The 10,912-nt window shown below is 72.1% G+C and carries 9 protein-coding genes; 2 read left to right on the top strand and 7 right to left on the bottom strand.

What is annotated here, in order from left to right; all coding sequences use genetic code 11:
* Positions 1-55: 55 nt before the first annotated feature.
* Positions 56-838 (top strand): HD domain-containing protein, encoded by a 783-nt coding sequence (locus AC07D6_RS05265; RefSeq protein WP_479042120.1) that lies wholly within the window; start codon positions 56-58, stop codon positions 836-838.
* Between the two features lie 150 nt (positions 839-988).
* Positions 989-1,744 carry a ZIP family metal transporter gene (locus AC07D6_RS05260; RefSeq protein WP_479042117.1) on the top strand — a complete coding sequence of 252 codons (756 nt, stop codon included), beginning with the start codon at positions 989-991 and terminating at the stop codon, positions 1,742-1,744.
* A gap of 42 nt (positions 1,745-1,786) precedes the next feature.
* On the opposite strand, the gene AC07D6_RS05255 is transcribed toward AC07D6_RS05260, so the two are convergent.
* The 7 genes from AC07D6_RS05255 to AC07D6_RS05225 all read right to left on the bottom strand — a co-directional run bounded on the left by AC07D6_RS05255 (position 1,787) and on the right by AC07D6_RS05225 (position 10,909).
* Complete coding sequence (locus AC07D6_RS05255; protein WP_479042116.1) at positions 1,787-2,494, bottom strand: 4'-phosphopantetheinyl transferase family protein; 708 nt, start codon at positions 2,492-2,494, stop codon at positions 1,787-1,789.
* Positions 2,495-2,726: 232 nt separating this feature from the next.
* Positions 2,727-4,343, bottom strand: a complete 1,617-nt coding sequence (locus tag AC07D6_RS05250; protein WP_479042114.1) for a D-alanine--poly(phosphoribitol) ligase — start codon at positions 4,341-4,343, stop codon at positions 2,727-2,729.
* 28 nt (positions 4,344-4,371) lie between these two features.
* The gene (locus AC07D6_RS05245) at positions 4,372-6,237 is read right to left on the bottom strand and encodes an aminotransferase class I/II-fold pyridoxal phosphate-dependent enzyme (RefSeq protein WP_479042112.1); all 1,866 of its coding nucleotides are present in this window, start codon (positions 6,235-6,237) and stop codon (positions 4,372-4,374) included.
* Complete coding sequence (locus AC07D6_RS05240) at positions 6,234-6,494, bottom strand: acyl carrier protein (RefSeq protein ID WP_479042110.1); 261 nt, start codon at positions 6,492-6,494, stop codon at positions 6,234-6,236. Before AC07D6_RS05240 ends, AC07D6_RS05245 begins: the two co-directional genes overlap by 4 nt.
* The gene (locus AC07D6_RS05235; protein ID WP_479042109.1) at positions 6,491-6,853 is read right to left on the bottom strand and encodes a RedY protein; all 363 of its coding nucleotides are present in this window, start codon (positions 6,851-6,853) and stop codon (positions 6,491-6,493) included. Before AC07D6_RS05235 ends, AC07D6_RS05240 begins: the two co-directional genes overlap by 4 nt.
* Before the next feature lie 16 nt (positions 6,854-6,869).
* Positions 6,870-8,030, bottom strand: coding sequence for an L-prolyl-[peptidyl-carrier protein] dehydrogenase (redW, locus tag AC07D6_RS05230; RefSeq protein ID WP_315877895.1), 1,161 nt, complete (start codon positions 8,028-8,030; stop codon positions 6,870-6,872).
* Positions 8,030-10,909 carry a beta-ketoacyl synthase N-terminal-like domain-containing protein gene (locus tag AC07D6_RS05225; RefSeq protein WP_479042107.1) on the bottom strand — a complete coding sequence of 960 codons (2,880 nt, stop codon included), beginning with the start codon at positions 10,907-10,909 and terminating at the stop codon, positions 8,030-8,032. The genes redW and AC07D6_RS05225 overlap by 1 nt, the downstream gene beginning before the upstream one ends.
* Positions 10,910-10,912 lie beyond the last annotated feature (3 nt).

Below are 10,912 nucleotides of genomic sequence, written 5' to 3'. Positions count from 1 at the left end.
CGGACGTCCCCGGCAGACCGGGCCGGGGAGTGGTGCGGTAAGGAGCGCCGAGCACGTGAGCATCGCCGTCGACCGGGTGCCCGCCGGGCCGGGCCCGGAGATCCCTCCCCCTGCCGGGCAGCGGCACGGCCAGGAGGGGCTGGTGCGGATGACCGCCCTGCCCCCGGTGGCCACGATGGGCACCGCCCTCCACTCCACCGGGCACGACCTGCTGGAGCGGCTCCGTCCCGGGCGGGTCTTCATGATGGGCGACAACCCCGCCCTGCCCCGGATGCCGCAGCGGCCTTCGCTGGCCGACTTCTTCCGGCTGCGCCTCGAGCCCTTCACCGCCCGGCACATGCTGCACAGCGCCCGCCGCGCCCGCGAACAGGGGCTGGACGAGACCGTGGTCCTGGCGTGCCTCCTGCACGACATCGCCGTCGGCGGCCTGTTGCGCAGCCACCACGGGCACTGGGGCGCGCAGATGGTGGAGCCGTACGTGACCGAGGAGGTCGCCTGGGCGATCCGCCAGCACGAGATCCTGCGGTTCTTTCCCGATCCGGCCGTCGGCTACGACTACCCCGAGGCGTACCGCACGTTCTTCGGCGCCCGGTACAGCCCGCCGGACCACGTCCGCGAGGCGTACCGGCACGTGCGCGCGCACCGCTGGTACATGACCGCGCGCCTGGTCACCCTCAACGACCTCTACACCTTCGACAGCGACGAGGACATCGACGTCGGCGAGTTCGAGGACGTCATCGGCCGGCACTTCCGCCAGCCCGAGCAGGGCCTCGGCTTCGACGGTTCGCCCGTCGCGCACATGTGGCGCACGATCATCTGGCCCAACAACTTCCTGTAGCGGGGCCCTGCCGGCGGGCGGGGAACCGGTGCGCGCGACGCGGTCGGGCCGGTGGACGCGCCCGGCGGCCGTACGGCAGTCGGTGGCGGCTCGAAGGCGTGAGCGCCGGGGGCGCGTGAGGGCGCCGTCCGCGCGGGTAGACGGGTGATCATGATCGATGCTCTGGTGGCGGCGGGCTGGGGCCTGCTCGCCGGTTCGGCCCTGCTGGTGGGCGCGGTGGTGGGGTACGCGGTGCGGGTGCCGCGGTGGCTGATCGCTTCCGTGATGGCGTTCGGCGCCGGTGTGCTGATCTCCGCCGTGTCCTTCGAGCTCGTCGGCGAGGCGTACGAGCAGGGCGGCCTCGCGCCCGCCGCCGGAGGGACCGTGGCGGGCGCCCTCGCGTACACCGCCGGGAACGTGTGGCTCGCCCGGCGCGGCGCGCGGCACCGCAAGCGGTCCGGGCACCTGCGGGGCCAGCCCTCGGAGCGGCAGGTGGCGGGATCGGGCGCGGCCCTGGCCCTCGGCGCCCTGCTGGACGGGGTGCCGGAGTCCGCGGTCATCGGGGTGAGCCTCCTCGACGGCGGCGCGGTGAGCCTGGTGACGGTCGCGGCCGTGTTCATCAGCAACGTGCCCGAGGGCCTGTCGAGCGCCGCGGGCATGCGGAGGGCGGGCCGCGGACCGGGGTACGTCTTCGGCGTGTGGGGCTCCATCACGGCCGCGAGCGCCGTCTCGTCCCTGCTCGGTTACACGGTGGTGGGCGCCCTGTCGACCGCGGTGGTCGCCGCCGTGACCGCGGTCGCGGCCGGGGCGGTCCTCGCGATGATCGCCGACACGATGATCCCGGAGGCGTTCGAGGAAGCCCACCTGGCCATCGGTGTGATCACCGTGTGCGGTTTCCTGACGTCGTTCGTCCTGTCCCACGCGTAGCGGCGGTGCCCGCCGGAGGCCGGCGGGACGCGCCCGGGCGTCTCACCGCCCCCGGTCCGCGGGGTGCTCCTGCGGGCCGGGGGGCCGACGCCACACCAGTGCCAGGGAGTAGCCGCCCACGTCGTCGTGGGCCCAGCTCTCCACCCCCTCCCCGAGGAGGGGCGTGTAGGGCGCCAGCAGAGGGCCGGGGGCCCAGGTGAAACGGTCGTCGGCGCGCCAGTCGGTGAGGCGTACTTCCCGCGCGCCGAACCGGAGACCGAAGCCGAGGTACTTGAGTACGGCCTCCTTGCAGGCCCAGCGCAGCGGCAGCGGCATGGTCCGCAGCCGATGGCCCGGCCCCCCGCCCTCCGTGTCGCCGTCGAAGGCGAGGAGGGAGGTGAGGTGCGGTCCCATGGCGCGGTTGCGCTCCAGGTCGATGCCGACTGCGCCGGGCCCGCAGGCGGCCACGGCGAACTCCCCGGAATGCGACAGGTTGACCCCGACGGGTGCGTTGACGAAGGGCTTTCCCCTCCGCAGGCCGCTCCGGACGGTGTCGACGCGGACGTCCCGCGTCCTCATGCGGGTGCCCGTGTGCCTGACGTGCCAGGACCGTACGGCGACCTTGACCGCGAGTCTCCCCGCGAACCGCTCCAGCCCCCGGGCGGGCCCGTGCGGATCCGGATCGAGGCCGGACTCGGATGCGGCCAGATGACGGGCGCGCAAGGCGTTCCGCTCGTCGGGGCCGAGCCCCCGCAGCCAGGTGAGGGACACCGCCGTGAGGGTGAGCCGCCCCGCGTGGACCGTGTGGGGGGCCCGGGCGGGGCACAGCTCCAGTTCCCCGGCGACGGTGGTCGCGGGATCTTCGACCCTTGCGTCCTCCGGCGCGGCCCGCGTGCCGGTGCCGGCCGCTGTGCCCCCGCGCGCCGGCCCGCTTCCCGGCGGTCCGCCCCTTTCCCCGCGGGGCGTGCCCGACCCGTGGCACGGGATGGGGTCCTTCCTCATCTCATGGCCGTTTCCCCGCGTGACCGCGCGGTTCGACGCCCGTGCCGCTCAGCAGCCGGTAGTCGGTCTTCCCGTTGGCGTTGCGGGGCAGCGTCTCCAGGCACCTGGCCGCTTCGGGCAGCATGTACACGGGCAGGTGCCGCGCGCAGTGCCGTTTGAGGTCCAGCAGGCCCGGTTTCGGGGCGTCGGCGCGCAGGGTGTAGAAGAGGACGAGCCGGGCGGCGGGGCCCTCTCCCTCCACCACGGCCGCCGCTTCGGCGAGTGCGGGGTGCCGCAGGGCGGCGTGTTCGACCTCGCCGAGCTCGACCCGGTAGCCGGAGAGCTTGACCATGCGGTCCTTGCGCCCCTGGTAGACGAACACCCCGTCCTCGCGGGCGACGATGTCCCCCGTGGCGTGGCGGCCCTGGCGGTGCAGTGCGGCGGCCGGTTCCGACTCCCTGCGCCAGTACCCGGGCGTGACGCAGTCCCCCGCGACGACCAGTTCCCCGCAGGCGCCCGGGCCTTCGACCGGCCGGCCGGCCTCGTCGACGATCGACAGCCGGACGCCGGTGATCGGCCTGCCGATGGGCAGGGGCGCGTCGCGTTCCACGTCCTCGGGCCGGACCCGGTGGTAGGTGCACACGTTGGTCTCGGTCGGCCCGTACAGGTTGTACAGCGCCGTGTCCGCGGGCAGTCGCTCCGCGAGTGCCCGCAGTTGCGGAAGGGGGAAGACCTCACCTGCGAAGAGGACGTACCGCAGGCCGGCGGTGGTCTCCGGGGTGAGCGCGCCCGACGCCACCAGGAGGTGCAGGATCGAGGGCACCGAGTACCAGACGGTGACGCCGTACTCCCGGATGCCGGCCGCCAGCGCCGCGACGTCCCGCGTCTGCGCGTCCTCGACGATCCACACGGCCGCGCCGACCGACAGGGCGACGAACAGGTCGAAGGTGCTGAGGTCGAAGCTGAAGGAGGCATGGTTGGCGAAGACGTCGTCGGCGCCGACGTCGAACTCCCCCTGTGCCCAGGTGATGAAGTTGGCCAGGTTCCGGTGGGAGATCTTCACCCCCTTGGGGACGCCGGTCGACCCGGAGGTGTAGAGCAGCGCGGCGATGTCGGAGGGCTCCGGCTCGGGCAGCGCCGTGTCCCGGTCGGGTCCGGGCGGGGTGAGGGCGTCCCAGGCACGGACGCGGGCGGAGCCTGCCGTGGGGGCGCCGGTCCGTCCCGGGCCCGTGACGACGACGGTTTCGACGGAAGGGGGCAGGGGGTCCTCCGCGAGGCTCGCCAGGTGGTGGTGGTCGGTGAGGAGCACCAGTGGTTCGGCGTCCGCCAGGATGGTTCGGACCCGGGCCTGCGGCTGCCGGCCGTCCAACGGGACGTAGACGCAGCCCGCGTGCAGGGCGGCGAGCATCCCCTCGGCGTACTCGGGACGCTTGTCCATCCAGATCGCGACGCGGGTGCCACGGTCGGCGCCCAGGTCGCGCAGGTGGTGGGCCAGTGCGTGGACCCTCCCGGCGAGCTCTCCGTAGGTGACGGGCCGCGCGCCCACGAACGCCGGCCTCGACGCCTGCTCCGGGGACAGGTCCCGCAGCGGGCGGACCAGCGGGGAGGGGGTGGTGGTGCTCTCGCTGTTCGGCTTCATACCGGTCTCCTCGATGCTCCGCTTCCGCTCACGCCGCGGGAGGCAGGACACCGGTCTCACGGCCGGCTTCCGTGAAGATGCCGACCGCTTCGGCCAGGTCCTCTTGCGTGTGTTCCGAGGTCACGCTGATGCGCAGCCTGGCGTCGCCGAGCGGGACGCCGGGGAAGACGACGGTCTGACAGAACAGGCCGCGGGCGCGTACGGCCCGGCCCATCTCCAGGGCCCTGCGCTCGTCTCCTATGACGATGGGGAGGATCGCGCTCTCGCTGTTCTCCAGGTCGAAGCCCGCGTCGAGGAGCCCGGCGCGCAGGGTGTGGATGTTGAGCCACAGCCGCTCGATCCGCTCGGGTTCCGACTCGATGACGTCGAGGGAGGCGATGAGGCCGGCCGCGACACCGGCGGGGATGTTGGCTGCGAAGACGTAGGAGTTCGAGTAGAAACGCAGGTACTCGACCACGTCCTCCTCTCCGACGACGAACCCGCCCATGCCCGCCAGGGCCTTGCTCATCGTGCCGAGTTCGAGGTCCACCTGCCCTTTCAGGCCGAAGTGCTCCGCGGTTCCCGCGCCGCGGCTCCCGAGGACACCTGTGGCGTGGGCGTCGTCGAGCAGGATCCTGGCTCCGTACTTCCGGGCGAGGGCCAGGATCCCGGGGAGGTCGCAGATGTCGCCGTGCATGCTGAACACGCCGTCGGTCACGATCAGCTTTCCCGCCGCTTCCTCGGCGCAGCGCTCCAGGACGCGTTCCAGGTCGGCCATGTCGTTGTGCTGGTAGATCCGGCGGACGGCCCCCGACAGTTTGCAGCCGTCGGCGATGCTCATGTGGTTCAGCTTGTCGATGACGACCGCGTCGTAGTGCTTCGCCAGGGCCGATATGGCTCCGAGGTTGGCGGAGTACCCGCCGGGATACACGATGCAGGCGGGGCGCTGCTTGAAGGCGGCGAGGCGGCGCTCCAGTTCCTTGTGGAGGTGGTGGGTGCCGCCGATGATGCGCGATCCGGTGTGGGTGGCCCCGTAGGCGCGGGTGGCGTCGCAGATGGCGTCCACCACCCGGGGGTGGGTGGCCAGGCCGAGGTAGTTGTTCGAGGCGAACATGAGGAACTCGCGTTTGCGGCCGGCCAGTTCGTCGAAGATGACGGTGCGGCTGCCGGACCGCGAGTGGGCGGGCATGCCGTACCAGTAGAGCTGTTCCTTCCGCCGCTCGCGGAGGTGCGCGCCGAAGTCGCGGGCCTTGGCGAACAGGTCGGGGTCGCGCTTCTCCCGGAAGTCCTTCATGGAGCGGTCGTCCCGGCCGTCACCCGCCGTCTCCGGCCGTGTCCCCGCCGGCGCGGGGGAGGCGGGCGCGCCGGTTCGGCAGGCGTCCAGCGCGGCGACGAGTTCCCGCATGGTCCGTGTGGTCACGGCGCTCGTCGCGGTGTCCGGGAGGCGGAAGGAGGCGGAGACCTCCTCCACGACGGAGGCGAGGGTCACGGAGTCGAGGCCGAGCTCGCTTTCGAAGTCGGCGTCGAGGTCGAGCTGGTGCCTCCGGTAGTGGGTGTGGCGGAGGATCGTGTCGACGACCGCGTCGTGGAGGCTCCCGGGACGGTCGGGCGGGGCGCCCGGGGCCGGCGCCGGGTCGACTGCGGCGTCCGGTGCCCCCTGTGCGGCGTCCGCCGCGGCGTCGAGCACCTCCTGGATGGTCGACAGGTCCGACGGCAGGTCCGAGGGCAGGTTCAGCCGCTCCTTGACGGACGCGAGGATCTCCTCCCGCATGACCGAGTCGATGCCGAGGTCGCCTTCCAGGGTGCTGTCCGGCGTGAGCCGGGACCTGTCGTAAAGGGTGTGGGACGCGATGACGTCCAGGACCCGTCGACTGAGGTGGGGCATGTCTTCCCGCGGTTCGGAGGTGTTCGTCATATCCGGTTCTTTCCTTCCTCTCGCAGACGTGCGACCAGGGCGGCGATCGTTTCGACGTTCCGGAAGTTGTCCGGTGAGACTTCGCGCAGCGGCACCGTGATCCGGTACTCGGCCTGCAGGTGGTGCACCAGCTCAAAGATTCCCGAGGAATCCACGATGTTGAGGTCGATGAGGGGGGATTTCCCGTCGAGCCCGTCGGGGTCGCCGTCCAGCCAGGCGTCGGCGATGTAGGCGATCAGGTGCTCCTCGATGGTCATGCGTTCCCCCGGGGCGGTTCCTCGTTCGCGTCGGCCCGGTCGGCGGCGTATCCGGGTTCGATCCGTTCCCCCGACCACTCCCCCACCACTTCGGCCATGACGTCGAACTCATCGGCCAGGCGACGGAAGGTCTCGGTCTTCGTGTCCCGTTCGAACTCCGGTCCGCTGGTCACCGCGATGACTTCGAAGTAATGCGCACGAGGTTCTTCCGCGGTGCTTCCCGTGATCCTCTGCACGCTGAACGAGACCACGCTGGGCAGTTCCCGGCAGGAGGCGTAGTCGGTCTCCCTGACCCACTCCTCGAAGACGCCCGCGTCGGTGTCTTCCCGGAGCCTTATACGATGGACCACTACATCCATTTTTCTCCTCGATGATTCATTTCCGCCTGCGGGCGGGCTTTCCCCTCAGCCCCATCGCACGCGCGATGTTGTTCTTCTGGATCTCGTTGGTGCCGGAGAAGATCCGGGCCGGAAGGGCGTCACGGAGCGCGGTCTCGGACTGGCCGTGGAGGACGCCGAGGCCGCCTTGGATCCGTACGGCGTCCAGGCCGACCTGCACCGCCGCCTCGCTGACCGCGAGCTTGGCCAGAGCCGGTGCGACCTCGTCGGTGCTGCCGCGGTCCAGGCCCCAGGCGGCGCGGTAGAGCACCAGGCGCGCCGATTCGAGGCGGAGCGTCATGTCGACGATGCGGTGGCTCACCGCTTGGAAGCCGCCGATCGCGGTGCCGAACTGCCGCCGCTCGTTGGCGTGGGCGATCGACGCCTCCAGGGTGCGCCGCATGGTGCCGAGGTAGAGGGCGAACAGACACGTGCGTTCCCACGCCATCGAGGTCGTGAAGACACCGAACCCGCCGCCCTCCGGGCCGAGCATCCGATGTGCCGGGACCACGCAGTCGTCGAAGTGCACGTCCGCCATGGGCGAGCCGCGCAACCCCGTCTTCTCGTAGCACCGGCCCACCGTCAGTCCCGGTGTGTCGGCCTCGACGATGAAGGAGGTCAGGCCGAAGCAGCCGCCTCCGGGGCGGGTCACCGCCTGCACGACGAAGACGTCGGCCACCGGCGCGTTGGTCGTGAAGGACTTGCTTCCGTTGAGGACGTAGACGTCGTTGTGGCGCTCGGCACGGGTCCGCATGCCCAGGGTGTCCGAACCGGCCTCCGGCTCGGTGATGCCGTGCGCCGCTATCCGCTCGCCGGAGCACAGCGGGGGGAGCCACTGCCGTTTCTGTTCCTCGGTGCCGAAGTCGACGATCGGCGTGAGGCAGGCGAACAGGTGCGCCCCCAGGGAGAAGACGAACCCCGTGTCCGTGCAGCCGTACCCGAGCGCCTCCATGACCGCGGCCGCGGTGACGGCTCCCTGGCCCAGTCCTCCGTACGCGCCGGGAACCACGGTTCCCAGGGCTCCTTGTTCACCGGCGAGGCGCCAGCGCCGACGGAAGTCGTCGGGGTCGAAGGCGTCCGGCCCCACCAGCCTGTCCCGCGCGAAATCTTTGATCGTCTCGCACATCTCATGGGTCTGTGCGTCGAATGCGAAGTCCATCAGCGTTCTTCCCGGTGCTCCTCGACGAGCAGGTGGTAGTTGATGCCCCCGGTGCCGAAGGAACTCACCGCGGCGCGCCGCGGCCGACCGGGCACGGCCGGCCACGGTGACGCCTCGCAGGAGACGGTGGCCGGGATCGCGGCGAGGTCGAGCGCCGGGTTGACGGTCCGCAGACCGGCGTTGGGAGGGAGCGTCGCGGTGCGTACGGCGTGCAGGGCGCGCAGCAGTCCGGCGCTGCCGGCCGCGGCGAAGGTGTGGCCGAAGAAGGACTTGGCGGAGCCGATCGCCAGCGGACGGCGTCCCGGTGCGGCGTAGACCTCGGTCACCGCCGCGATCTCGGTGCGGTCACCCAGCTCGGTGCCGGTGCCGTGGGCCTCCAGGTAGTCGACCGCCTCGGGGGCGAAGTCGACCTGCTCGAACGCCCGCCGCATGGCCGTGGACTGGCCTGCGGCGTCCGGCGCGATCAGGGACCTGGCGTCGCTGGACGCGCCGATGCCCCTGATGACGCCCAGGATCCGGTCTCCGGCGCGGCGTGCGTCCGCGTACCGCTTGAGGAGGAACAGCGCACAGCCGTCCCCCGGGGTGAACCCGTCGGCGGCCGCGTCGAACGGCCTGATCCTGTCGTGGGAGAGGAGCCTGAGGGACGAGCACAGGACGAGGTCGAGGACGTTGCACGGCAGTTCGACCCCGCCGGCCACCGCGTAGTCGACGGCGTTGCGGCGCAGGGCGCCGATCGCGACGTCCAACGCGGCCAACGAGGAGGCGCAGGCCGCTTCGACCGCCAGGGGGACCGCTTCGAGGCCGAACTCGTGTGCCACGAGCGCCGCTCCGCCACTGGCCAGGCTGCTGTCGAGCAGGGTCGGGGACCACAGGCCGTCCAGTGCGGCGAAGTCCTCGCGGACCTTTTCCCGCAGTGCTTTCCGCTCGTCCTCGGGGAGGTCCGCGAGGAACGGGAGTCCGGCGACGGCCGACTCCACCTCCTCGACCGCCAGTGCGCTGTTGGCCCGGCGCTCCCTCCGCAGGCTGAGGTTGCTGCCCACGGCGATCAGGCCCGGGCCGTCCAGCGCGGACGTGTCGTAGCGGGAGAACAACTCCCCCGCGACGGCCAGGACGGTGCGCTGCGCCCCGTCCAGTTCCGCGTACCGGCGGGGGTCGATGTCCAGGCCGGGGGGCGGCGCGGTGGGAACCGCGACGGGGGCGACCCTGTCCGTGTAGGTGTGCGTCAGGCTGAGCTTCCCGGGTGCGTGGTACAGCTCCCTGTTCAGGAGCGCCTCGGGGGCGGGGCCGATCCCGTCGCGGCCCGAGAGGGTCGTGCGCCAGAACGCGTCGGCGTCGGCGGCACCCGCGAAGTACCCGCCGTGGGCGAGGACCGCGATCGGTTCCGCGCCACCGGCCGCCGTCCGCTTCCGCCGGGGCGGAAGTGAGGAAGGGGCGACGGGGCGCGTTTCGTCCCGGCGGTGCTCCTCCATGACCAGGTGGCACAGCACGCCCGTCACGGAGGAGCCGTTCACGGCTGCTCGGCGCGGGGTGCCGCGGTCGTCCGCGGGCCACTCCTCCGCACGGCGGGGTACGCGGAACGGAGTTCCGCGGAAGTCGATTTCGGGCGTTCGCCCGTGGCTCCAGTAGGGCGGGAGCGTGCGGTGGTACAGGGCCAAGGCCACCTTGGAGACACTGGCCAGACCGGCGTTGGCCAGTGTGTGGCCGAGCCTGTCCCGCGCGCTCCCGACCACTACGGGGCGCCCGGCGGACCGCCCGAGCACCCCGCCCGCTCCGGCCACCTCGGCTTCCGTCTCGTGTGCCGCACCGCAGCCGGCGCACTCCAGGTACTGGACGGAGTCGGCGGGGATCGAGGCGGCACGGTACGCCGCGCGGAGGGTCTCCTCCCAGTGCTCCGCCGATGCCGTTCGGCGGAAGGGCCCCGGACGCGCGTCCTGCCTCAGCACGCAGCTCCGGATCGTGGCGTAGACGCGGTCTCCGTCCCGGAGGGCGGAGGACAGGCGTTTGAGCAGCAACGCGCCGACCCCCTCACCCGGGGCGAAGCCCCGGCCGCGCGCCGAGAAGGGGCTGGAACACGGGTCGAGCAGCCCCTTGGTCCTCAGGGCGTGGGGGAGGAATCCGCTCTCCCGGCGTTGCCCGGTCACCACCAGGGAGGCATCCGAACCACCGTCCCGCAGACAGGTGATGGCGTGTGCCAGTGCGACGAACGACGTGGCGTCGGCGGCCTCGCACACGACGGCGCGCCCGTGGAGCCCGAAGGCCGTCGCGATGCGGGCCGGGATGGTACTGGCCATCTCGCCCACCCGGTCGTGGGCCGATCCCCCGAAGTGCCGCAGCAGCGCCCCGCGCGCCTCCCGCACCGCCTGCCCGGCGGGTTCCCGCCCTGCGGCGGCGCACCCCCGTACCAGTTCGTCGGCGTACCGCACCCCCTCGACGCGCAACGCGTTGGCGTAGTGGCGGTCGAACCCGAGACAGGTACCGACGACGACGTCGGTCCGATCACCGGGCAGTGCCCGATCCGTGCGGCCGGCGTCCTCCATGCACCGCCTCGCCGCCTCCAGCATGAGGATCTGCATGCGGGCCATGGAGCGGGCCTGGGCGGGAGGGATTCCGAAACGAGCGGGGTCGACGTCGAGACCGTCGAGGCCGCCCCCGGCACAGGAGCCGTCCGGCACGCGTTTCCCGCGGTGGTTCCGCAGTGGGTCCTCGGGGAAGCCGGGGCCCTCGCACGCGCACTGCGGCGATGTCTCCCTGATGAGGTCCCAGTAGTCCTCGGTGCTCTGCGCCGAAGGGTAGACAGCGGATATCCCCACCACGGCGACGGGTTCCGACGGATCGGGACCGGAATCGGAGGGGTTTTCCCGCGCCTTCGTCTGTGCCATGGG

The sequence above is a fragment of the Streptomyces sp. NPDC045287 genome (assembly GCF_056432325.1).
This window is presented reverse-complemented; position numbering and strand designations above follow the sequence as displayed.

Excerpts from the sequence above, each read along its gene's own strand:
- AC07D6_RS05235 (WP_479042109.1), bottom strand. The coding sequence starts at position 6,853 with ATGGATGTAGTGGTCCATCGTATAAGGCTCCGGGAAGACACCGACGCG.
- AC07D6_RS05240 (WP_479042110.1), bottom strand. The coding sequence starts at position 6,494 with ATGACCATCGAGGAGCACCTGATCGCCTACATCGCCGACGCCTGGCTG.
- AC07D6_RS05225 (WP_479042107.1), bottom strand. The coding sequence starts at position 10,909 with ATGGCACAGACGAAGGCGCGGGAAAACCCCTCCGATTCCGGTCCCGAT.
- AC07D6_RS05245 (WP_479042112.1), bottom strand. The coding sequence starts at position 6,237 with ATGACGAACACCTCCGAACCGCGGGAAGACATGCCCCACCTCAGTCGA.
- AC07D6_RS05260 (WP_479042117.1), top strand. The coding sequence starts at position 989 with ATGATCGATGCTCTGGTGGCGGCGGGCTGGGGCCTGCTCGCCGGTTCG.
- AC07D6_RS05250 (WP_479042114.1), bottom strand. The coding sequence starts at position 4,343 with ATGAAGCCGAACAGCGAGAGCACCACCACCCCCTCCCCGCTGGTCCGC.
- redW (WP_315877895.1), bottom strand. The coding sequence starts at position 8,030 with ATGGACTTCGCATTCGACGCACAGACCCATGAGATGTGCGAGACGATC.